Source organism: Marinifilum flexuosum, from assembly GCF_003610555.1.
Taxonomy (GTDB): domain Bacteria; phylum Bacteroidota; class Bacteroidia; order Bacteroidales; family Marinifilaceae; genus Marinifilum; species Marinifilum flexuosum.
The window spans coordinates 273015-296362 of record NZ_RAPQ01000012.1 but is presented as its reverse complement, the minus strand read 5'-3'; the positions used below and the strand labels follow the sequence as shown (position 1 = coordinate 296362).

General features: G+C 34.3%; 18 protein-coding genes. 13 read left to right on the top strand and 5 right to left on the bottom strand.

The window, feature by feature from the left end; translation table 11 throughout:
* Positions 1-66 precede the first annotated feature (66 nt).
* Both gap and BXY64_RS21620 read right to left on the bottom strand, forming a co-directional pair.
* Positions 67-1074 (bottom strand): type I glyceraldehyde-3-phosphate dehydrogenase, encoded by a 1008-nt coding sequence (gene gap, locus BXY64_RS19390; protein ID WP_110360398.1) that lies wholly within the window; start codon positions 1072-1074, stop codon positions 67-69.
* A 221-nt stretch (positions 1075-1295) separates the two neighbouring features.
* Positions 1296-1424, bottom strand: a complete 129-nt coding sequence (locus BXY64_RS21620) for a hypothetical protein (RefSeq protein ID WP_262509979.1) — start codon at positions 1422-1424, stop codon at positions 1296-1298.
* A 159-nt stretch (positions 1425-1583) separates the two neighbouring features.
* On the opposite strand from BXY64_RS21620, the gene BXY64_RS19385 reads away from it, so the two are divergent.
* On the top strand, positions 1584-3317 hold the full coding sequence (locus BXY64_RS19385; RefSeq protein ID WP_120241620.1) for a BamA/TamA family outer membrane protein: 1734 nt from the start codon (positions 1584-1586) through the stop codon (positions 3315-3317).
* A 264-nt stretch (positions 3318-3581) separates the two neighbouring features.
* Here BXY64_RS19385 and BXY64_RS19380 read toward each other — a convergent pair whose 3' ends face one another.
* The gene (locus BXY64_RS19380; protein ID WP_120241619.1) at positions 3582-4142 is read right to left on the bottom strand and encodes a hypothetical protein; all 561 of its coding nucleotides are present in this window, start codon (positions 4140-4142) and stop codon (positions 3582-3584) included.
* A 309-nt stretch (positions 4143-4451) separates the two neighbouring features.
* Here BXY64_RS19380 and BXY64_RS19375 point away from each other — a divergent pair, with 309 nt between their 5' ends.
* Together BXY64_RS19375 and BXY64_RS19370 are read left to right on the top strand one after the other, a co-directional pair.
* On the top strand, positions 4452-7349 hold the full coding sequence (locus tag BXY64_RS19375) for a PAS domain S-box protein (protein ID WP_170150714.1): 2898 nt from the start codon (positions 4452-4454) through the stop codon (positions 7347-7349).
* A gap of 126 nt (positions 7350-7475) precedes the next feature.
* Positions 7476-8126 (top strand): NAD(P)H-binding protein, encoded by a 651-nt coding sequence (locus tag BXY64_RS19370; RefSeq protein WP_120241617.1) that lies wholly within the window; start codon positions 7476-7478, stop codon positions 8124-8126.
* On the opposite strand, the gene BXY64_RS19365 is transcribed toward BXY64_RS19370, so the two are convergent.
* The gene (locus BXY64_RS19365; RefSeq protein WP_120241616.1) at positions 8123-8881 is read right to left on the bottom strand and encodes an SDR family NAD(P)-dependent oxidoreductase; all 759 of its coding nucleotides are present in this window, start codon (positions 8879-8881) and stop codon (positions 8123-8125) included. The two genes, BXY64_RS19370 and BXY64_RS19365, sit on opposite strands and share 4 nt — an antisense overlap.
* Positions 8882-9036: 155 nt before the next feature.
* Here BXY64_RS19365 and BXY64_RS19360 point away from each other — a divergent pair, with 155 nt between their 5' ends.
* The 4 genes from BXY64_RS19360 to BXY64_RS19345 all read left to right on the top strand — a co-directional run bounded on the left by BXY64_RS19360 (position 9037) and on the right by BXY64_RS19345 (position 14452).
* Positions 9037-11193: an AIR synthase related protein gene (locus BXY64_RS19360; protein WP_120241615.1), complete on the top strand. Its 2157-nt coding sequence runs from the start codon at positions 9037-9039 to the stop codon at positions 11191-11193.
* Between the two features lie 169 nt (positions 11194-11362).
* Positions 11363-12091 (top strand): bifunctional demethylmenaquinone methyltransferase/2-methoxy-6-polyprenyl-1,4-benzoquinol methylase UbiE, encoded by a 729-nt coding sequence (gene ubiE, locus BXY64_RS19355; RefSeq protein WP_211334554.1) that lies wholly within the window; start codon positions 11363-11365, stop codon positions 12089-12091.
* 42 nt (positions 12092-12133) lie between these two features.
* Positions 12134-12838 (top strand): type IX secretion/gliding motility protein PorT/SprT, encoded by a 705-nt coding sequence (gene porT, locus BXY64_RS19350; protein ID WP_170150713.1) that lies wholly within the window; start codon positions 12134-12136, stop codon positions 12836-12838.
* A 48-nt stretch (positions 12839-12886) separates the two neighbouring features.
* Positions 12887-14452: an NAD(P)/FAD-dependent oxidoreductase gene (locus BXY64_RS19345; protein WP_120241613.1), complete on the top strand. Its 1566-nt coding sequence runs from the start codon at positions 12887-12889 to the stop codon at positions 14450-14452.
* 329 nt (positions 14453-14781) lie between these two features.
* Here the strand turns inward: BXY64_RS19345 and BXY64_RS19340 are convergent, their stop codons facing one another.
* Positions 14782-15552 (bottom strand): TrmH family RNA methyltransferase, encoded by a 771-nt coding sequence (locus tag BXY64_RS19340; RefSeq protein ID WP_120241612.1) that lies wholly within the window; start codon positions 15550-15552, stop codon positions 14782-14784.
* Positions 15553-15706: 154 nt separating this feature from the next.
* Between BXY64_RS19340 and tamL the strand changes: the two genes are divergently transcribed.
* From tamL to BXY64_RS19310, 6 genes are all read left to right on the top strand, one after another.
* Positions 15707-18097, top strand: a complete 2391-nt coding sequence (gene tamL, locus BXY64_RS19335) for a translocation and assembly module lipoprotein TamL (RefSeq protein ID WP_120241611.1) — start codon at positions 15707-15709, stop codon at positions 18095-18097.
* 181 nt (positions 18098-18278) lie between these two features.
* Positions 18279-19355, top strand: a complete 1077-nt coding sequence (fbaA, locus tag BXY64_RS19330; protein WP_120241610.1) for a class II fructose-bisphosphate aldolase — start codon at positions 18279-18281, stop codon at positions 19353-19355.
* A gap of 156 nt (positions 19356-19511) precedes the next feature.
* Complete coding sequence (locus BXY64_RS19325; protein WP_120241609.1) at positions 19512-20870, top strand: sodium-dependent transporter; 1359 nt, start codon at positions 19512-19514, stop codon at positions 20868-20870.
* Positions 20871-20930: 60 nt separating this feature from the next.
* Positions 20931-22010 carry a helix-hairpin-helix domain-containing protein gene (locus tag BXY64_RS19320; RefSeq protein ID WP_120241608.1) on the top strand — a complete coding sequence of 360 codons (1080 nt, stop codon included), beginning with the start codon at positions 20931-20933 and terminating at the stop codon, positions 22008-22010.
* A 183-nt stretch (positions 22011-22193) separates the two neighbouring features.
* Positions 22194-22385: a 30S ribosomal protein S21 gene (gene rpsU / locus BXY64_RS19315; RefSeq protein WP_120241607.1), complete on the top strand. Its 192-nt coding sequence runs from the start codon at positions 22194-22196 to the stop codon at positions 22383-22385.
* A gap of 77 nt (positions 22386-22462) precedes the next feature.
* Positions 22463-23341 (top strand): tyrosine-type recombinase/integrase, encoded by an 879-nt coding sequence (locus BXY64_RS19310; protein ID WP_120241606.1) that lies wholly within the window; start codon positions 22463-22465, stop codon positions 23339-23341.
* Positions 23342-23348: the final 7 nt, after the last annotated feature.

Genomic DNA, 23348 nt, shown 5'->3' with positions numbered 1-23348 from the left:
TATCATATATGTTCAAAAAAAAAGACCCCGAAAATCGGAGTCTTTTAATCTTATATTTTGTATGGATTATTTTACTGAATCCATGTATTCGATTAATTCGCATACTTTAGTAGAGTAACCCATTTCGTTATCGTACCAAGATACAACTTTAACGAAAGTAGGAGATAACTGAATACCAGCACCAGCATCGAAAATAGAAGTTCTTGCGTCACCAACGAAGTCGTTAGATACAACAGCATCTTCAGTATATCCTAATACACCAGCTAATTCACCTTCTGATGCTTCTTTCATTGCAGCACAGATAGCTTCGTAAGTAGTTTCGTTTTCTAAACGAACAGTTAAGTCAACAACAGATACGTCTGGAGTTGGAACACGGAATGACATACCAGTCAACTTACCGTTCAAAGCAGGAATTACTTTACCTACAGCTTTTGCAGCACCAGTTGATGAAGGGATGATGTTCTGACCAGCACCACGTCCACCTCTCCAGTCTTTCATAGAAGGACCGTCAACAGTTTTCTGAGTAGCAGTAGTTGCGTGAACAGTAGTCATTAAACCTTCGATAATTCCGAACTTGTCGTTTAATACTTTTGCTACAGGAGCTAAACAGTTAGTAGTACAAGAAGCATTAGAAACGAAAGTCATGTCGTTAGTGTATTCTTTGTTGTTAACACCCATAACGAACATTGGAGTATCATCTTTTGATGGAGCAGACATTACAACTTTCTTAGCACCACCGTCGATGTGACCTTGAGCAGTTTCTTTAGTCAAGAAAAGACCAGTAGATTCTACAACGTACTCAGCTTCTACAGCACCCCAGTTAATATCAGCTGGATTTCTTTCTGCAGTAACACGAACAACGTTACCGTTAACTACTAATTGACCATCTTTAACCTCAACTTCACCGTTGAATCTTCCGTGAGTTGAATCGTACTTTAACATGTAAGCCATGTAATCTACGTCGATAAGGTCGTTAATAGCAACTACTTCGATGTTTCCTTTTGCAACAGCCTGACGGAATACGAAACGTCCGATACGGCCAAATCCGTTGATACCAATTTTAATCTTTGACATTGTGTATAAATTTTAATTTATAAACCCTTTGTTTCTCAATGGCAAAAGTATGTATTTTAAAAATATTTTGTATAGAAAAAATGAAAAAAAAACAAGATATTTTCATTGGAGGATTCTTGTTTAATAAACACTAAATCAAATTGATAAAGTAGATTAAAACGATTGCAATTGTGCTTCATAAGCAAAAAAAAATCTCATTTTTATGAGATTTTTTCTTAGGATTAAGCTTTTTTTAGTGTATTGCTTGTATCTGCCTTAGTATATGCAGGGCATTTTTTGTCAACTGCACACGAACTGGCAAATAATCCTAAAAGAAATATAACGGCTATGGCATAAAGTGTTTTTTTCATAGGGAATAAATTTATGATCGAGATTAAGTTTAAAAATTTTGGAAAAGATATAAAAAAAAGTTCTAATTGTGGTTAATTATAATCTTATGCTTGTAATTTCGTTGTGTTAAAAAATTGTGTATCAATAAGTCTATATATAATTTGGTGAGTATTATAAATATGAAAAAGGTAATCCTTATTGTAGTTTTACTTCTAACAGGATGGATTACAGTATTATCCCAGCGTAAAGTTCATTTGAATGTATTTGTAGAAAATGGTTCTGTACGTATTGCAAAGTCGTTGTATCGAATTCAGGGGAAATATTCTGACATGGATGCAGCTCTAAGCAAATTAGACCATAAAATACAAAAGGCAAGGCAAGCTGGATATCTGGAAGCGAATTTGGATTCTCTGGTTTCAAAAAACGATAAGTTATTGGCCTTTATTCATATTGGAGACAAGTACTTTCTAAATCGCATCTCTCACCAGGGAGTTAATCAAAAAGATTCTATGAATTTTTCATTTAGATTATATAATCATAAAAGGATTCAGCTAAGTGAGATGGCAAAATATCAGCAAAAAATTATAGAAACATATAATAATAAAGGGTATCCATTTGCGAAAATCTATAACGATAGTGTTAATATTCGGAACTCTAAATTGGATGTTACCTGGAATTTAGAGAAAGGAAAATTTGTTGTATGGGATAGTATAAAATTAAAAGGAAAACTTAAAGTGAGAAATGAGTTTATAATGAAATATCTGGATGTTTCACCCAATTCTCCTTATCGTGAAAATACCCTTAGTAAAGTATCTGCAAGAATTAATAATTTGAATTTTTGTAGAGAAATTAAACCGGCTGAGGTTGAATTTGTGAAGAATAAAGCAGTTTTGTATACCTATTTGGATCGGGAAGCCTCAAATCGATTCGATGGAATTCTTGGTTTGCAATCAGATCAGGATGATGATGAGAGTTTGACAGTAACGGGAGAAATCAATTTGCTTTTGAATAATGCTTTTCGAGTTGGGGAAGAAATTAAACTAAGCTGGAAAAAAGCAGATCCGAAAAGTCAAGATTTAACTCTTGGATTTATGCATCCATATTTGATAGGAAATATGGGCTTGGATTTTGATTTTACACTCTCCAAGCAGGATACAACTTACCTTTCAACCAATTTAAATTTTGGCTTTAAACTTTTTCAAAAAGGGAATCGTCATGTAAAATTGTATTACGAATACCATTCATCTTCATTAATATCTACTTCACACTTAAGTGGAATTACTGTATTGCCCGATTATGCCGATGTAAAAACACAAATGGGAGGAGTGGGATTTAATTATTCAAATTTGGATTATCCTTTTAATCCTAAACGGGGATGGCAATTCAATAGTTCAATAGGAATAGGTAAGCATAAAATTAAAAAAAACAGAAAAATTCCAGATCACCTTTATAATGGTATTGATTTGAATAGTTCGGTTCTAAATATAAAATGGAAAGGAGAAATCAATTTTCCGCTGAGCAATAAGATCAGTTATAGAGTGAAAAATCAATCTGGATTTTTAAAATCAGATAATTTGTTTGGAAATGATTTGTTTAAAATTGGTGGTCTAAACAGCCTGCGAGGATTTGATGAAGCTTCATTCAGGGCGTCGAGGTATTCTATTGTAAGCAATGAATTGCGATTTATTCCGGAAAGAAATACGAGTTTTTATTTGTTTACAGATTTAGCTTACTATAAAAGTGAAATTTTGGACAGTAGTACAGAGGATTATCCAATTGGAGTAGGGTTTGGTTTGAGTTTTGCAACAAAAGCAGGAGTTTTTAGTTTAAACTATGCTTCAGGTAAACAAGAAAATCAGAGTTTTGATTTAAGAAGTGCTAAAATTCACTTTGGTTTTATAAGTCGATTTTAAAACAAAAGACCGAAAAAATAGATTTTCTCGGTCTTTGTAAACATCAAACTTCAAATTATTAGTCGCGATTCTTATCAGTACTTTGATTTTTTAATCGTTAGGTCAAAACTATCAATAATGATTGAATTACGCATACGTTTGAAATAAGTTTTAAAACATAGTGCAAACGTTTTAAAAAAATATATATTTGCATTAAAATAAAGCTTGGACTGTATTGTTTCTTCTTGTATAGCAATGAATTGATTATCTTTTGAAAATAAACTTTTAAGCTTTTCCCCTTAATTTTACGAAAATTGCATAAAAACCTATAATTGCAATTGCAGTAATTGCTGAAGCAATAATAATTGGTAATGTGTTGTTGATAAGACTATTGATTGTCAAAATGATTAATAGAGAAGTTGGAATACCCAGTAAAAGAGAATTTGCAAGTAAGTGAAAATTTGATTTGTTGGTTTTATCTATAATTGTTTCTATCAAATCACTATCAATATCGAAATTCTCTATTGCTTTAGAAAAGGCATTTAGTTCTTCATTATAATAGTTATCTTCTATTTTAGTTCGAAAAAATCCAGATGTGGTGAATTTATAGGTTGCATAGATGTTATAATCCATCCTTTCCTTTTTGATTATTTCAATATTCACTTTTGTTTTCCATTTGGTGGGATTTAAGGAGGTCATATTTCCCCAAATATTCCCGCGTGTAAAAGTCATACCGTGTGCATCGGCATCAATTAATTCATAACCTCTTACTTCGTAAAATTTTATAATATCTGACACCAATAATTTTTTATTCCTCTTGATATTAAATCCTATAAGTTTTTGCATGACTTTATATGTGATATAGTCAAATTTATTAAAATTTTAGCCTGAGCCCAAAATTGATTTAAAAACTAGTTAGGAGAATTGTAATATTAAGTTAATAATTATATGAACTTATAGTTTATTTTAAAAATGTTGGAAGTCTTGTTTTACATAGTGTTTATACTTTTTGAGGTGTGATTTTTTTTATTAAAAATGCGAACAATTCTGACCAAAATCAGTATACATATCCTGAACCTTATCTATGAAAATTTTATGACTAAAAATTTATCTCGAGATCCTAGCAATTCCCTGTACAAATTTGATAAAAAAGAAATGAGTAAGAGCAATCTTGATCATTTTAGAGATATTCAAAATCCGAATAGTCTTTTAATGATGCTTAACGTTTTTTCGGAGTTAAGTGAATGTCCTTGTTTGTTAATGAATTTTGAAGACAAATTTGTGAACAGTTGCAGCTGCAATGCTATGACACTTTTCAATGGAGGCCTGATTAAAGATGGAGAGAGTCTTTTTAGAAAAATTTCAGAGATGAAAAGCGAGCGAGAAGATGCTTGTATTGAGATTGTATATGGGCCGCATGCCAGAGGTGTTTTTGTTCCGGTTAAAATTAGTGGGGAACTTTATGGATATTTTGTGTATGGGCAATTTGTTGAAGAGAATGATCCAATAGCTGTTAAGATTGCTAGTGGTGAAAAATTAACCAATGAAGAAGCAGTAGAGGCTAGCTTGCTAAAAGTTCTTTCTCGAGAGGAAATCGAAGAGAATATCGAAAAATCCATACGTTTTGCAAAGGGAATTGAGTCTCAATTTGAGATGAGTTATGAATTGCGAAATGAAGTAGAGAAGAATAAGAAAGCCACGAATGAAATTCGAGTTCAAAAAACTTTTTTTGAGAATTTATTTGAAAATTCACCAGATGCAATTGTGATTCTTGATAATGAAGATAGGGTGATAAGAGTAAATAAAGAATTCGAAAAATTATTTGAATATACTTTGGATGAGGCATTGTCAGAAAAAATTAATGATTTAATTGTTCCTGAAAACTTTAAAGAAGAGGGAAAAAAATATACAAAACAAGCTTCTTTAGGACAAGTATTGGAATTCACTACGGTGCGCCAAACCAAGTATGGAAAACAAATTCATGTACAGGTAACGGGAAAGCCAATATTTCTTGATAAGGAGAAAGTTGCGGTATATGCTATTTACCGTAACGTAACTGAAGAGGTATGGAAGCAAAAGCAGGAGCAGATAATTTATGGGATCACGGATATTCTGAATTCTTCTTTAAGTCAGGTGGAATTGGTTCATAGTATAGGTGATTTGTTACAACCTATTGTGGGTAATGGTAAGATGTTTCTAGATTTAATTTCACCAACCAATAGATCTTTGCGTTCTTTTGGTCAGAAATCCTTTAAATATGATAGGTTGAGTTTCTCAGAATCAATTAGTTTTACTGCAATTCGAAGGAAAAAAAAGTTAAATCTTGATGAAAACCAAATAAAAGAAATTGTTGAAGTAAATGGTTTGTCTTTGGATGAAATTCCAAAGCGATGGATTGGTTTTCCTCTAATAGATAATGATCTTGTTCTAGGAGTTTTTGGAGTTTCATCGTATACATGTTCATCAAATCTTGACCCAGATACTTTAAAGTTATTAGAAATTATTTCGGTACAGATTGCTTTGGGGGTTAAAAGAAAAAAACGAGAAATGGAGCTAAAAACATTGCATCGCTCCATGGAACAAAGTCCTGCTTCAATAGTCATTACTAATAGAGATGGAGATATTGAATATGTAAATCCTAAGTTCAGTCAAATATCTGGATATAGTGCTGAAGAGGTAATAGGGAAAAATCCTCGAATACTGAAATCAGGATTTACCCCTCAGGATGTATACAAGCAAATGTGGGAACATTTGAAAAATGGAGAAGAATGGAATTGTGAGTTTTTAAATGTTAAAAAAAATAAGGAATTATATTGGGAGCGAGCCAATTTTTCTGCAATTAAAGATGAGTTTGGAAGGATAACTCATTATATGGCTACCAAAGAAGACATAACGGAAAGTAAAAAAATAGAGAAAGATTTATTAGAAGCAAAAAATAAGGCTGAAGAATCAGACAGAATGAAGTCGGCTTTTATGGCAAATGTTTCTCATGAGTTAAGAACACCATTAAATGCGGTAATCGGATTTTCGAACTTGTGTAATGATTCCATGAGTATTGAAGAAATATTGGAATTTGTACAATTAATAAATAAAAGTGGGAACCAATTACTTGAGGTTATAGAGGACATCTTAAACTTTACGATGATTGAATCGGGAAATATTAAAAAAGTGGAAGAAGAGTTTTTGATGGCTAATTTTTTATGTGAGGCAAAAAAATTGGCAGCGAAAAAACAGATATTGGAAAATAAAGAACGATTGACTTTAAAATTTACTGGAGATAAAAGATATTCAAAAATTCTGGTTCGTAACGATTTTCATAGACTTATGCAGGTGGTAATGAATTTGTTTAAAAATGGATTGAAGTTTACCAATGAAGGATCAGTTGAGTTTGGATATTTTGTTGATGGTGAAAAATTAAAGCTTTACGTTAGGGATACTGGTGTTGGGATAGAGAAAGATAAGAAGGATATAATTTTCGATAAGTTTCGTCAGGTAGATGATTCAATTACCAGAACTTTTGGAGGTACTGGAATGGGTTTGGCAATTTCAAAAAAAATAATGGACATGCTTGGTGGAAAGATTGAAGTTGAATCTGAACCAAATAAAGGATCTACATTTACATTGATACTGGATTGTGTTCTTTCAAAAGAAGAAATCATGCAGACGGAATTGCCAAAAGTAGAGGTGAATCATATTCCAACCATATTAGTTGCAGAAGATGAGCTTTCTAATTATAGATTGATTGAGACAATTTTAAAAAGAAACAAGTACAAAGTTATACGGGCTGAAAATGGTGCTGAAGCCATTCGTATTTGTAAAGAGAAAAGTGATATCGATTTAGTATTAATGGATATGAGAATGCCGGAAGTAGATGGTATGCAAGCAACTATTGAAATTAAAAAGATCAATCCAAATCTAACAATTATAGCTCAAACAGCTTATGCTATGAATGGTGATAAAGATAAAGCTCTTGAAATTGGCTGCGATGATTATCTTTCAAAACCAATTAAAAAGGAACTGTTGTTAGAAAAAATAAAATCATTTATCAAGTAATACAAATAGGTTAAATATAATGGGAGAGGTTTTTGTGTCAGCAAAAACCTTTTCGTGTTTTTGATTTTATCGTGAAAGCCGTAACTTGTCTTTAGAAGAGAGCCAAACATCTGAAATTATTGTATTATGAAGGCAATTGTGAGTGGTGCTTCAGGATTTACTGGAGAAAAATTACTAAAACGTATTTTGTTTGATCAAGATTATACAAAAGTTTATGCTTTGGTCAGAAAGAAATTATCTATTAATCATCCAAAGTTGGAACAGATTATAATAGATTTTGAATCTTTTACTTCAGAACAAATTCCTTCTGAAATTGATGTGGCATTTTGTTGTATTGGAACAACAATAAAAAAAGCTCAAACAAAAGAAAATTTCAGAATGATCGATTATGAATACATTACAAAGTTTGCTAAGGTTTGCGAAGAAAAGGAGATTGGTAACTTTCATTTAATTAGTGCGATAGGAGCTAGTACAGAATCCTATTTTTTCTATCAAAGAGTTAAAGGCGAGGCCGAATGTTTTATCAACTCTCTGGAATTTGAATCGGTTACCATTTACCGACCATCTGTAATTTATGGAGGAAGGAAAGAATTCCGGCTGTTCGAAAGCTTTGCTGCCTGGATCAGCCGAAATTTTAAGTTTTTATTTATCGGAAAAATGAATCGAATTCTTGCCGTTACGGGCGATCAACTAGCTAAGACCATTCATATAAAATCAAAACAGTTTATTCCCGGTCGTTGGATCATCGAATCCGAAGAAATTTCGTGTACTTATTAGTTGCGCACAACATCTCTTGCTGAAGCTTGGGCTGTTGGCATGATAAGAATATCGTTAATGTTCACGTGAGCAGGACGAGTTGCAATAAACTCTACTGTATCAGCAATGTCTTCCGCATATAATGGGGTAAAACCATTATAAACCTGGTCTGCTTTATCTTTATCTCCTTTAAATCGAACAATGGAGAATTCTGTTTCAACCATACCCGGAGCAATCGAGGTAACTTTGATGTTATGAGGAAGCATATCGATTCTCATCCCTTTGGTTAAGGCATCTGCTGCATGTTTTGTGGCGCAATAAACATTTCCTCCTGGATATACTTCTTTTCCTGCAATTGAAGTAATATTTATGATATGACCTTGTTTTCTTTCTATCATCAAAGGACTTACAGCTTTGGTAATGTAAAGTAATCCCTTAATGTTAGTATCAATCATTCTTTCCCAATCATCAATAACGCCATCTTGTAGTGCCGAAACGCCCACTGCCAATCCAGCATTGTTTACCAAAAGGTCAATCTTTTTCCATTCCTCAGGTAAGCTATTGATTACTTCGAAAACCTCTTTTTGTTGTCTTACATCCAAAACTAATTTATAGATATTACATTGATACTCTTTCAGAATTTCCTCTTCTAATTGGTTTAAATTTTCTTCTCTTCTTCCAGAAATAATGAGGTCGTATCCCACTTTTGCCATTTTTTTAGCACAAGCTTCACCGATGCCTGCTGTAGCGCCTGTTATAAAAGCTATTTTAGTCATTTTGTATTTGTGATATTAATATTGTTTTGTTGTTGTGATTGTAATTTACAATCAATCTTTTCTTGGAGTTGTAAAGGTAAAAACTAAGGCGATAATTCGTGTTCCTATCTTATTTTTTTTAAATTTAAAATATTCATCACCAATAAGCTTGCACCATGGAAAAACACGACGTATCAGTTCAGGTTGCCGAAGATCTTGGCATAGATAAAGAATCATACGATAAGATCGTAGAGAGTTTAGGTCGAAACCCTAATTTATTAGAACTACAGATTTATTCTGTTATGTGGTCAGAGAACCTGTCTTACAAAAGTTCTGTTTCATGGATATCCTCGTTGCCTAACAAAGGTGAAAATATTATTTCAGGTGCAAGAGAATCGAGTGCGGGAGTTGTTGATTTAGGGAATGGAGAATATTGTGTATTCAAAATGGGAACACACAATCACCCTTCTGGTATTGATCCATATCAGGGTTCTGCTACATGTGTTGGTGATGTTTGCAGAGACATTGTATCCCTTGGTGCCAAACCGCAAATTATTCTCAATTCGTTACGTTTTGGCGATTCTACTCTTGATAGAACAAAATGGTTGATGAATGAAATCATTAAGGGAATAAATGATTATTCAAATGTTCTCTATATAGAAGATATTGGAAGCGAAATATTTTATAATTCATCATATGATACAAACCCCATTGTAAATGTAATGGTGGCAGGACTTGTTTCAAAAGACAAACTTCTTTTCAATAGAAAACTGGAAGCTGGTCAAGCGTTGTTCATAGCTGGAAACCCAACCGGTTCAGAAGGGGTGTTTGGACAAAATGAGAGTTTTACAATTCCAAAAGGAAATCCGGATCTTGGAAATTCGTTAACCGAAGCTATTCTGAAACTTAACGAACAGGATGCTCTGGTAAGAGTGGAAAATATGGATATGGCAGGTATCATTAATTCATGTGCTGTTATAAGTGCTCATGCCCAAACAGGAATCGATCTTGATTTAAATAAAATACCTCTAAGTCAGAATGGAATTAATCTTGAGGAAGTGTTATTGTCGAGAACACAGGAGCGATTCTTGTTGGTAGCAGACAAGAAGAATACGGCTCTAATTAAGAAAATATTCGAAGATTACAGTGTAGTTTGTGAGGAAATAGGAGCATTAACAAGTAATAAATCCATAAGGTTTTTTGAGAGTTCCAAAATGGTAGCTGAAGTAAATGCAAGAGATTTGGTGATGGGATTTGGATCTCCACAAACAGATCGTAAATTTCATGATTTAGCTCAGGCTGATGCTATAGATTATCTTGAAACCATTCCAGAACCTGATAATTACTGGAAAGTAATTAATAAAATGGTGAACAATCCTAACCTTGTAATTAAGGAGCATCTTCAAAGAAGTATAGAGGACAGAGATAACTCACCATCCGATGCTCAAATCACATTTTTTGGAAATGATAAGAAAGCTGTTTGTTTTACGGTATCTGGTAACTCGGTGTACTCTCTTAATAATGCATACATAGGAGCACAAATTAATATTGCACGTGCTGCTAGGCGAATAGTTTGTTCGGGAGGAAAGCCATTAGCAATAAATGATTGCTTGAACTTTGGAAGTCCGCTTGAGGAGAATGTTTATTCTCAATTTGTGGCAACAATAAAAGGAATCGCAAAAGCAAGTTCTTACTTCGAAACTCCTGTGGTTGGTGGAAATGTAAGTTTTTACAACGAAAGTTCTGTTTTAGGAAAGCGAAAAGCCATAAATCCTACCCCAGTTATTGCCATGATGGGAGCATTGCCGAATAAGGGGAATCATATGTCATATATTTTTAGAAATAAAGGTGAAATGATTTTCTTAATTGGTAAATCAAGAAATGACATATCGGGTTCAGAGTATTTGTGTTCTTATCACCAAAAGTGTCAGGTGGGTATTCCGTTTTTCAATATTGAGGATGAAAAAGCAATTAATGAAACGGTAGCTAAATTAATAGAGACTAAGCTGATTTGTTCTGCTCACAGTGTTGAGCGTGGGGGATTGTTCTTTAATCTAATCGAGTCGTCGATGCCGCTTGGATTAGGTTTTGATATTACTTCGCCTGCCGAAGTTCGTATGGATGCCTTCTTATTTGGCGAAGCTCAGGGTAGAGTTGTAGTTTCAGTATCAATGGAAAATGAAAACGAATTTGTTGACATGATGATGGAAAGTGGTTTGCCATTTTCGACATTAGGACATATCACAAAAGGAGAGTTAAGAATCGATGACATTTCTTATGGCTATATTGAAGAATACAAGAAAATTTACATGAAAAATAACATTATCGGATAGATAATTGTTGAAAATATTAAGATTACAGATAACAAAGAATCATATAATGGTTCTTTGTTTTTCATTCACTATATTTGTGCGATCGTAAATTATTAACGATCGCATTGTTTTTGAAATCTATAAGATCTATTTACTAGATTTCCTCACTATTAACTAGAAAAGAAAGTTCGTGGTAAATCCATACAAAGATTTAGATAAAGGGAAGAAGGCGCAAGTTGCGCAGATGTTCAATAATATTGCAAAGAAATATGATTTTTTAAATCATGTTTTGTCGATGGGAATTGATAAGTTGTGGAGAAAGAAGGCGGTAAAGTTATTGAAACCTTTGCAGCCGAAAATGGTTTTGGATATTGCTACAGGAACTGGTGACTTTGCTTTGGCTAACCTAAAGTTGAATCCTGATAAAGTTGTAGGAATTGATATCTCTACCGAGATGTTGGCTGTAGGGAGAGAAAAAATTGCAAAGAAAAACTTATCGCATAAAATTGAATTATTGGAAGGAGATTCTGAAAATATTCAATTCGAGGATAACACGTTTGATGCAATAACGGTGGCCTTTGGTGTTAGAAATTTTGAAAACCTTGAAAAAGGATTGTCAGAAATGAACCGCGTGGTTCGACCTGGAGGTAAAGTGGTGGTTCTCGAATTTTCAAAACCAAGAAAATTTCCAATTAAACAGATTTATAATTTTTACTTTTTTAGAATTCTTCCATTTTGGGGAAGAATGGTGTCAAAAGATGCTTCGGCATATACCTATTTGCCCGAATCTGTTGATGCTTTCCCGGATGGTGACGATTTTCTAAAGATTTATGAAGCTTGTGGTTTTACCGAAACAAAACAGATAAAATTAAGTTTCGGGATAGCTTCAATTTACATTGGAACTAAACCCATACAATAATTTTATATTTTAGGGGTTATTACTAAAAATAAACGATCCAGATTGAAACGATTACTCTTAATACTGCTCTGTCTTTCCCTTTTTTCTTCTGCTTTTTCACAAAGTAGATATAAGCCTGAAAGCATACTGAATTACCAGAAAGTTGACCAAAAATGGTTGCACTTTGGTTTTACATTGGCCATAAATAATATGGACTTTGCCTTATATAATTCAGGGTTAACAGATGCCAGAGCTGAGCAAGTTGTTTTTTCCCCTGGATTTTCGGTAGGGATTGTTTCTGATTTGCGTTTGCATGAAAATTGGTCCTTAAGATTTTTGCCAGGCCTGGAGTTTGGAGAACGAACCATTAAGTATTCCAACTTGCCACAGGAAGATGTGACGGTTGAATCGGTTTTGGTGAATCTTCCTTTGATGCTTAAATATCGCGCAAAGCGATTGAATAACTATCGACCATATTTAATTGGTGGAGCCAGTTACAAGATTGATGTGCAATCGCAAGATGCTCTCGATCCTGAAAATAATATGCTGATTCGTTTAAATGCTACTGATGTTTATTTGGAGTTGGGTGCTGGTATCGATTTTTATTTGCCATACTTTAAGTTGGCTACCGAATTGAAATTTGCAATAGGTTTACGCGATATCATTAACCATAGCTATGATATTGAGAATCCAGGTTATGAGGCATACACAGATGCCATTCGTGGTATGAACTCAAAAATAGTTACATTATCCTTTCATTTCGAGTAATTTTTTACTCTTGCACTTTTTTACCATTTCACCTTTTTACTTTTTTACATGATTACTGAAATTGATATTGTTCTGAATCCCAAACAAGCTTCTGATGAATCTTTTTATAAGCCTATTCTGGCTCAAAAATTAAATATAAAGGTTGGTAGAATTAATGGAATTCAGATTCTAAGAAAATCTATAGATGCTCGGAGAAGAGATATCAAGATAAATATGAAGTTTCGTGTTGCAGTGGATGAAAAACTTCCTGTGGCTAAAGAATTGATATTTGATTATCCGAATGTAATGGGTAAGAAAAAGGTAATTGTTGTGGGAGCTGGTCCGGCAGGTTTATTTGCAGCTTTACGATTGGTAGAACTAGGATATTGCCCAATTGTTTTGGAGCGAGGTAAAAGTGTTGAAGATCGAAAGAAGGATTTGGGACAGTTGCACCGTACCAGAAATGTTGATCCAGACTCGAACTACTCTTTTGGAGAGGGTGGAGCTGGAACTTTTTCGGATGGCAAGTTGTACACTCGATCTAAAAAGCGCGGAAATCTGAAGAAAATTTTAAATGTGCTTCATTTTCATGGTGCTCAGGATGAGATTTTGTTTGAAGCTCATCCTCACATTGGAACCGATGTTTTGCCTAAGGTAATTGTAAATATTCGTAAGAGTATTATTGCAGCGGGTGGAGAAGTTCACTTTTCATGTAAGGTGACCGATTACTTGATGGATGCCAATAAAATTACAGGTGTGCAAACTCAGGATGGAAAAACTTTCGAGGGAGAAGCCGTGATTCTGGCAACAGGTCATTCGGCTCGCGATGTATACCGAAAATTAAATGAATCAGATATCGATATTGAAGCAAAATCTTTTGCAATGGGCGTTCGTATCGAACATCCACAGGAGTTAATCGACCAAATTCAATATCACAATCCAAACGGAAGAGGCAAGTATTTGCCAGCGGCCACTTACAGTTTTGTACATCAGGTTGAAGGGCGTGGCGTATATTCCTTCTGCATGTGTCCGGGTGGAGTAATTGTTCCGGCGGCAACAGGCGAAAATCAGCAAGTGGTAAACGGAATGTCATCCTCAGGTAGAAATACTGCCTTTGCCAATTCGGGAATGGCCGTTGAAATTCGAACCGAAGATTTAGCGGAATATGAGCAATTCGGTCCCTTGGCTGGATTGCATTTTCAGGAAGATTTGGAGGCACAATCATTTGTAGAAGGAGGTAAGAACCTAACGGCTCCTGCCCAGCGAATGAAAGATTTTGTTGAAGGTAGAAAAAGCGAAAGCCTGCCAAAAACATCCTATCATCCGGGTGTGGTATCTTCCGAAATGCACAAGTGGTTGCCCGAGCACATTGCTTACCGATTGCAAGAAGGCTTTAAGGCATTTGGCAGAAAATCAAGAGGGTTTCTTACCAATAAAGCGGTGATCTTAGGAGTAGAATCGCGTACATCCTCGCCAGTAAGAATTCCAAGAGATCGTGAAACTTTCCAGCACACCAAAATCGAAGGACTATTCCCTTGTGGCGAAGGGGCAGGTTATGCTGGCGGTATTGTATCGGCTGCCATGGATGGCGAACAATGTGCCGATGCGTTTGATAGGTATTACGCCAAGGAATAATCGGTTTTGCACATGGATTTTGCCAACTCCAGCCATCGAGAGCTTTTTGCCAACGGAAATTTCTACTTTCTGCTCGTCGAGAGCATATTGTCAGTGAAAAATTGAGTATCCTGCTTGTCGAGAGCATTTTTGCCAATGGATTTTGCCAACTCCAGCCATCGAGAGCTTATTGCCAATGGATTTTACCAACTCTTTCTGTCGAGAGCATTTTGTCAACAGAATTTTGATATTTTTTTCCGTTGAGGGCGTTTTGCCAGCGAAATTTTACCTTTTAAATTCACAGAGGGCAATTTGCCAATGCTTTTACCCTCAAAAAGAGAAAGGAAAAATTAAAATTCCCCTCTTCTAAACTCCGAGCAAATAATAGCGGTTGCCACCGATACATTCAACGATTCTGATGTTTCCTGATCGGTAGGGAAATTTGGAATGAATAGTTTATTGCTCACCAATTGTCCAACTTCTTCTGATATTCCCTGGCCTTCATTACCCATTACAATAAAACCTTTGCTTTGTAATTCGCACTTGTATATGGTTTCACCTTCCAAAAAAGTTCCATATACAGGAAAGTCCTTTGAATGGTATGTGGAAATCAAATCAGTTAAAGAAGTGTAGGTAACTTTAACTCGGGCAATAGCTCCCATACTGGCCTGTATCACCTTAGGATTGTATACATCTACAGTGTTTTTCGAGCAAAAGATATTCTTAATTCCAAACCAATCGGCAATGCGAATAATGGTTCCCAGGTTGCCCGGATCCTGAACATCATCAAGTAATATAGATAAGGAATTTTTTATGGTGTTTTCATCAATGTCACCAGTTGGAATCCTGAAAACGGCAAGCACCGGAGATGGTGTTTTTAAACTGCTCACCTTTTTCATTAGTTTTTCATCAGTTTCAACACGATTTTCTATCTGATTGAGATGCTCTGTAGTTGGTGCGTTTTTCCAATCAGGGGTATGTACCAGGTATGCAACTTTTATGTTGGTTTGTAGCAGGTCCATTACCAACTTATCGCCTTCGGCAACAAAAAGTTGATGAGAATCTCTATATTTTTTCTTTTGTAAGCTGGATATAAGTTTAATTTGATTTTTCGAAAGCACTGCTAAAAGCTTAAAAGTTAGTAAATCAGACTGTTTGTAATGGTGTTTTCAATGAATGAAAGCAATGCGCGTAATTGTTTCAGATGCATTACTAATTTTTAATTGATATAAGTATCTTTGTTGTAATTTAAACCGATAAATATTCAATTCATTCTTGAAAGCTATTCTAAAATACAAAAGTAGTTATTATTTCCCGATTTTACTTTTCTTTCTGAGTCTCCTACTTGGTGTCAGTTCTTGTTCAACCACTAAGTATGTTGGGGAAGATGAATACCTTTTAAATAAAGTTATTGTTAAAACCGATGACAGGTCAGTACCTACAAGTGATCTTAAAAAGAATATTAAGCAAAAGTCCAATCTAAAAATTCTTGGTACTTGGCGCTTTCATTTAGGACTTTATAATCTGTCTGGTAAGGATAAATCGAAAGGTTTTAACCGATGGCTTAGACGAATTGGAGAAGAGCCTGTAATTTATGAAGATTTTCAGACGAAAAGATCTGTAGCTCAGTTGCAGTTATACATGAAGAAAAAAGGTTATTACAATGCTGTGATAAAAGATTCTGTTGCTTTTAAAAAGAAAAAAGCAAAGGTATATTACACCATAACTGCGAATGAACCTTATCGATACCGTAAGTTATATCACCAACTTGATGAGTTGCCTTATAATTTTTTATCTCCATCGCAAAAATTAAGTGAGATGTCTGATTCTACTTTGGTTCGTGGCTTTGTGAATGAGGATAAAAAAGATACGAAACTTAAGCAGGGAAAAAAAGTAGACTCTGATGTGCTTGGAGAAGAGAGAATGAGGATTTTTAAGATGCTTAAGAACCAGGGATATTTTAATTTCTCGAGAGAGTATATTCATTTTATGATGGATAGTACGAAGAAAGATCATCAAATGGATGTTTTTGTTGGCTTAAAAAAACCATTGAATGAAAAGGCAACCAAAAAGTATCGAATTAATAAAGTTAAAATCCTTACTGAGTATGATCCAAAGCTAATACTGATGAATGATTCAATTTATTTATCGGAACTGGATACTTTGGTGCATAAGAATGTTGAGTTTATCTATAGAAATAAGCTTAAAATAAAACCTGATGTGATTCTATCCTCAATTCTTATAAAAAAAGGGGATTTGTATAATTTGAATTCTGTTTCTCAATCATATAGTAGATTACAGCAATTGAATCAATTTAAGTTTGTGAATATAAACTTTGATGAGGATACAAAGGCAAATGATGATGAATACGGTAATTTGAATTGTGTGATTCAATTGAGTCCGCACAATTTACAATTCTATTCTTTCGAATTGGAAGGGACCAATTCTTCTGGAAACATTGGATTTGCAGGTAATTTGAACTATCAGCATAAAAATTTGTTTGGTGGTGCCGAGGTGCTAGACGTTCAACTTTCTACAGCCAGAGAAAATGTGAAATCAAGTGAGCAAACGAATTTTAGTTCTTCTGAGTATGGTATCGTTTCAAAGTTGAGTATTCCCAAGTTTTTACTCCCATTTTTCGATGCTGAAAAATTCAGAAAATCATACAATCCACGAACCATATTTTCACTTTCCTATAATTTCCAGAAACGTCCCGACTATACCAGAACCATTGCCGATGCAAGTTTTGGGTACTTTTGGAAATCGTCGAAGTATTTACAACATACCTTTAACTTGATTGAGTTGAATTTTGTGGATGTGAAAGATTTAAGTGAGGATTTTTTGAATGATATCGACAATTTGTACATTCAGAACTCTTTTACTGATCACGTTATTGCCACTACAAGATATTCGGTAACTTATAACGATCAGAATATTAATCTCCCAAGAAATTACAATTACTTGAGGTTGAGTGCAGAGGTGGCGGGGAATACTCTGAAAACCATAGATAATATCTTAGGAAGATCAAAAAGAAATGATTACGATTCAGAGGGAAATCTTGAGGGAACTTACCATGACTTTTTAGGAATTAGATACGCACAGTATGTAAAAGGGGATATTGAATATCGATTTAATCAATACATCAACCGTGCGAATAATATGGTATATCGTGTTTTCTTCGGGATTGGTTATCCGTATGGAAATTTAGAGGTGTTGCCATTCGAGAAAAGTTATTTTTCTGGTGGGGCAAATGGAATTAGAGCTTGGCAGGCACGATCACTGGGGCCTGGTTCATATGTTGATGAAGGAGCTACTTATCCAAATAATACTGCCGACCTTAAAATTGAAGCGAATCTTGAATATCGTTTTAAACTATTTTGGGCATTGGAAGGCGCACTATTTCTTGATGCTGGAAACATATGGGCAATCTCAAAAAAGGATGATAGAAAGGGAGCCGATTTTAAATTCGACCGCTTTTATGAAGAAATTGCATTAGGTACAGGCTTTGGTACGCGCGTAGATTTAAACTTTATCCTTTTTCGTTTGGATTTAGGTTTAAAATTGAGAGATCCTTCAAGAGTGGGTAATGAGCGTTGGATTATAGCTAAACGTCCGTTTAAATTTAATCAGTTGACATTCAATATTGGTATTGGATATCCATTTTAAGTTGATTTTTTACGAAAATAAAGTGAACTTTATTTACATTCTTTAAAAATTTTCAATTGCATTCGTTTGCATAATTTTCTTATAGCCAAAACGGTGCAAAATAGATTATTTCTTTTTAACTTCGTGGTAAAATTCGACTTTCCGACGATTTTATAAGAACTATCCGATAAATTATATTATTATGAAACGAGTATTAGATGTTGTTAAACCGGGTGTAGTAACCGGTGATGATGTGCAAAAATTATTTCAGGTTGCTAAGGAAGAAGGTTTTGCAATCCCAGCTGTAAACGTAGTTGGAACTAACTCAATTAATGCTGCATTAGAAGCTGCCAAACAAGTAAATTCACCAATTATCATTCAGTTCTCGAATGGTGGTGCATCTTTCTTCTCAGGTAAAGGAATTAATGCAGAAGGACAAAGCGCTGCGATTATTGGAGCTGTTGCTGGAGCTAAGTATGTTCATGCAATTGCTGAGCATTATGGAATTCCAGTAATTTTACATACTGACCACGCTGCAAAAAAATTATTACCATGGATCGACGGTTTGTTGACTGCTGGTGAAGAGTTTTTTGCTCAAACAGGAAAACCATTGTTTAGCTCACACATGTTAGATTTATCAGAGGAAACTCTTGAAGAAAACATCGAAACTTGTGTAAACTATTTCGAGCGTATGAACAAAATGGGTATGACTATCGAAATTGAATTAGGTTGTACTGGTGGTGAAGAAGATGGTGTTGACAATACAGATATGGATAACTCATTATTGTATACTCAACCTGAAGATGTTGCTTTAGCTTACGAAGCATTATCTAAAGTATCTTCTCGTTTTACAATTGCTGCATCATTTGGTAATGTACACGGTGTTTACAAGCCAGGTAATGTTGTATTGACACCTAAGATTTTGGATAACTCACAGAAGTTTATCTCAGAAAAATATGCTGTAGCTGATAATACTGTTGATTTCGTATTCCACGGTGGATCAGGTTCAACTTTAGAAGAAATTCGTGAGGCAATTTCTTATGGTGTAATTAAAATGAATATCGATACAGATACTCAGTGGGCATTCTGGAACGGAGTACGTGAATTCGAAGCTTCGAAGCACGATTACTTGCAAGGTCAAATCGGTAACCCAGAAGGTGATGATAAGCCAAACAAGAAATTCTACGATCCAAGAAAATGGTTGCGCGAAGGTGAGGTTGCAATGAAAGATCGTTTAGTTATGGCTTTCGAAGACCTAAATGCTGTAGGACGTAACTAGTCTTAAAGATATTATAATCGTAAAGCTCGGATAATTTATCCGGGCTTTTTTGTTTGTACTTGATATAAAAAACAAAAGCATTTAGGAATTAGACCTAATATTTTGCAAATTTGAACTTGCCCTTATTTGTATATCAATAACCTTAAAATTTATCACATGTCTATTAGTAATCCTTCGGGACGCGATGTTTTTTCAAGTAAATTTGGTGTAATTGCAGCAGCCGCAGGATCGGCAGTTGGCCTTGGTAATATTTGGCGATTTCCATATGTAGCTGGAGAAAATGGTGGCGGTGCATTTCTTCTAATATATCTGGCTTTTATAATTGCTATTGGATTGCCTGTAATGTTATCCGAATTATTGATTGGTCGAAAAGCGCAAAAAAATGCATTTGGTTCTTTTCGTAAGCTTGCACCAGAATCAATGTGGTCTTTGGTAGGACTGATGGGAGTAGTTGCAGCTTTTTTAATTCTTGCATTTTATTCAACTATTTCGGGTTGGACTTTGGAATATTTGTATCAAGCAATAAGTAACGGATTTGCCCATGGTGATACCAAGACGATGTTTGATAATTTTAAGCAAGGAACCTTTCGTCCTTTAATGTGGCAAATGATTTTTATGGTCCTAACAGCATGGATTGTTTTCTCAGGTGTTAAAAATGGAATTGAAAAGTATGCAAAAATATTAATGCCTCTGCTATTTGTATTGATACTTGCAATGTGTGTGCGCTCATTATCCTTGCCAGGATCTTCTGCTGGTTTAGATTTCTTATTTAAGCCTGATTTCTCAAAGATATCAATGGGAGTTATCCTAGAAGCATTAGGTCAAGCTGCTTTTTCATTAAGTATTGGCATGGGGGCTCTAATTACTTATGGCTCTTATATCCAAAAACAAAATAATTTGGGGAAAACTGCAGTTCAGGTTACAGTTGCCGATACGATAATTGCAATTTTATCAGGTGTAATGATATTTCCAGCTGTTTTTGCATTAGGTTTTCAGCCTGATTCAGGAGCAGGATTGGTTTTCGAAGTGCTACCAAAATTATTCTTGGAAATGCCTGGAGGGTACTTTTTCTCAATTTTGTTTTTCTTCTTGTTATCTGTTGCTGCATTAACTTCTACCATATCGGTACTTGAAGTGGTTGTTGCATACTTTTCGGAAGAGTTAAATATCTCCAGAAAAAAAGCTACCGTAGTTGGTGCAGCTTCTATTTCTGTATTGGGTGTGTTTGCAACTTTGTCATTTGGAGATTTATCTGGAGTTCATATCTTAGGCCAAAGCATTTTTGGGATAATGGAATATACTGCTGCCAATGTGTTGCTGCCATTGGGTGCTCTATTAATTGTAATTTTTGTAGGTTGGAAGTTAAAACAAGCAATAGTGCGTGAGGAGTTGTCAAATGAAAATACTTTACGTGTGAAATATTTTAAAGTGTTCTTTTTTATAGTGAAATGGTTGGCTCCTATAGCAATAGCGGCTGTGTTTTTAAATGGAATTGGACTTTTAAAACTTGGATAAGATTAATCTTTTTTATAATATTGTTAAGCGTTATTTGTTTTCAAATAACGCTTTTTTAATATGTCGTTAAAAAAGATCATAAAAGAATACTTTTCTTATTCTACATCAGAGAAAAGAGGGTTATTGGTATTGGCCTTAATACTAATAACAGTATTTGTATTGCCGAAAATTCTTAATTCGGATTCTAAGCCAGATTCAGTGCCTAAGAAATATGAAAAGCTTGATAGTATAATGGCTGCGTTGAACAGTAAAGGCAAATTGAATAAGCCTGATTTGTTTTTGTTTGACCCTAATAAGGCTTCGGCTGATGAGTTTAAAAGACTTGGTTTAAGAGATTATCAAACCAGGAACATTTTAAAATATAGAGATAAGGGTGGAGTGTTTAGATCCAAATCTGATTTCCGAAAAATTTATGGTATTAAAGATGATGATTATAATAGATTGAAAGATTATATCAGCATTACTGTTATAATAAAGAAAGAAGAAGTTAGAAGTATTGTAAAAAAAAGAGTTCAATTCGAGTTGTTTGATTTTGATCCCAACACAATAACCAAAGCTGAATGGGAAAGATTGGGAGTGGATGGTAGAATGTCGAATCGTATAATAAAGTATTTATCTACTGGAGCTAGGTTTAAAAGAGCTGATGATATCGGTAAGATTTATGGCTTTGATTCTTTGCTTTTGGTAAGACTAAAACCATTTGTACATATAAAACCTTTAAAAGAGGAAAATGTAAAAATAGAATTGGTTGATTTGAATATGGCAGATACTTCTATTTTGAAAACACTTCCAGGGATTGGAAAAATACTTTCAAATCGAATTGTGAAATATAAAGATATGCTTGGTGGCTACATTTCTAAATCTCAGTTGTTGGAAGTATATGGCATTTCTGAGGAAACATTCCAATTAATTGAGAATCGAGTATGTGTATCGCCTGTTGTATTAAAAAAAATATCAATAAATGATTGTAATGCGAAATCATTAGGAAATCATCCATATATCAGCAGGAGGATGTCTTCAGATATCGTAAAATATAGAGAAAGAGTAGGGAAATTTAGCTCGGTGGGAGATTTAAAAACCAAACATTTATTGACTGATAGTGTTTTTAAAAAAATACAACCTTATTTAAGTCTAGAATAGTAGTTTTTGAATTTGCTTGAGAATAATTCCTTATTTTCTTAACTTTATATTTCCGTAAAAGGTCCTAAAATATTAGAATGGAGATAATTTCATTACTTTTTTCAAAATAAATTTGAATTATAATGATTGAATTAATAAATTTGCGGCTCACTTAGAAAAACATAAATATTAAAGGAGAAAATTATGATTGTTATTCCTATGAAAGAAGGCGAAAACATTGAAAGAGCCTTAAAAAAATTCAAAAGAAAATTTGAAAAGACTGGTGTAATCAAAGAGCTTAGAGGAAGACAGGTTTATAAAAAGCCATCTGTTAAGAGAAGAGAAGAGAAATTGCACGCAATCTACGTTCAAGCAATGCAACAAGCTGAAGATTGATTTTCTGTTGGATTAATTCCTTGATATCTTAATTTTTCGTATCTTGGGTTATCCTATTGGATAAATATCCTGGATGTATGAGTTTTAAGGAATCTTTTCTATCTTATTTACAATACGAAAAACGATATTCTGCACATACAGTTATATCTTATGACTGTGATTTGACTCAGTTTTTTGAATTTTATTCAAGTGCTGAAGATATACAGATTGAAGATATAACATTTAAAGATGTGCGTAGATGGATCGTTTTTTTAATGAACGAAGGTAAGACTTCGCGAACTGTAAATAGGAAGTTATCCTCTTTAAAATCATTTTTTAAATATTTGCTTAGAGAATCAGTGATTGATTCGAATCCGATGGATAGAGTTGTTGGGCCTAAGCAAGGAAAGAAATTACCTGGGTTTGTTGCAGAGCATGCAATGCAGGTGTTAAGAGAAGTGGATTTTGGAGAAGGATTTGAAGGTGTTCGAGATCAATTGGTGATCGAAATGTTTTATCAAACTGGCATGCGATTGTCAGAGTTGATGAATCTAAAAGAGTTAGATTTTGATCGATCAGCATCTTTAGTTAAAGTATTAGGAAAAAGAAATAGAGAAAGAATCATTCCGGTAAGTGAGGGTTTAATGAGACTTCTTGATCAATATTTGGATCAGAGATTTAAAACTTTCGGAAGCTTGGATGGTTTTCTTTTTGTAACTAAAAAGGGGGTGCCTGTTTACGAAAAGTTGTTGTATAGAATCGTTACAAAGCATTTGTCGAAGATTACAACAATGACCAAGCGAAGCCCACACGTTCTGAGACACACATTTGCAACGCATCTATTAAATAATGGTGCAGAATTAAATGCGGTTAAGGAGCTATTAGGGCATTCGAATTTATCGGCAACACAAATTTATACTCATACTACTTTTGAGCGTTTAAATAATATATATAAACAAGCTCATCCGCGAGCATAAATTTTGG

Bases quoted from the DNA above. Each gene is read 5' to 3' on its own strand.
- gap (WP_110360398.1), bottom strand. From the start codon at position 1,074: ATGTCAAAGATTAAAATTGGTATCAACGGATTTGGCCGTATCGGACGT.
- BXY64_RS21620 (WP_262509979.1), bottom strand. From the start codon at position 1,424: ATGAAAAAAACACTTTATGCCATAGCCGTTATATTTCTTTTAGGATTA.
- BXY64_RS19385 (WP_120241620.1), top strand. From the start codon at position 1,584: ATGAAAAAGGTAATCCTTATTGTAGTTTTACTTCTAACAGGATGGATT.
- BXY64_RS19380 (WP_120241619.1), bottom strand. From the start codon at position 4,142: ATGCAAAAACTTATAGGATTTAATATCAAGAGGAATAAAAAATTATTG.
- BXY64_RS19375 (WP_170150714.1), top strand. From the start codon at position 4,452: ATGAGTAAGAGCAATCTTGATCATTTTAGAGATATTCAAAATCCGAAT.
- BXY64_RS19370 (WP_120241617.1), top strand. From the start codon at position 7,476: ATGAAGGCAATTGTGAGTGGTGCTTCAGGATTTACTGGAGAAAAATTA.
- BXY64_RS19365 (WP_120241616.1), bottom strand. From the start codon at position 8,881: ATGACTAAAATAGCTTTTATAACAGGCGCTACAGCAGGCATCGGTGAA.
- BXY64_RS19360 (WP_120241615.1), top strand. From the start codon at position 9,037: ATGGAAAAACACGACGTATCAGTTCAGGTTGCCGAAGATCTTGGCATA.
- BXY64_RS19345 (WP_120241613.1), top strand. From the start codon at position 12,887: ATGATTACTGAAATTGATATTGTTCTGAATCCCAAACAAGCTTCTGAT.
- fbaA (WP_120241610.1), top strand. From the start codon at position 18,279: ATGAAACGAGTATTAGATGTTGTTAAACCGGGTGTAGTAACCGGTGAT.
- BXY64_RS19325 (WP_120241609.1), top strand. From the start codon at position 19,512: ATGTCTATTAGTAATCCTTCGGGACGCGATGTTTTTTCAAGTAAATTT.
- BXY64_RS19320 (WP_120241608.1), top strand. From the start codon at position 20,931: ATGTCGTTAAAAAAGATCATAAAAGAATACTTTTCTTATTCTACATCA.
- rpsU (WP_120241607.1), top strand. From the start codon at position 22,194: ATGATTGTTATTCCTATGAAAGAAGGCGAAAACATTGAAAGAGCCTTA.
- BXY64_RS19310 (WP_120241606.1), top strand. From the start codon at position 22,463: ATGAGTTTTAAGGAATCTTTTCTATCTTATTTACAATACGAAAAACGA.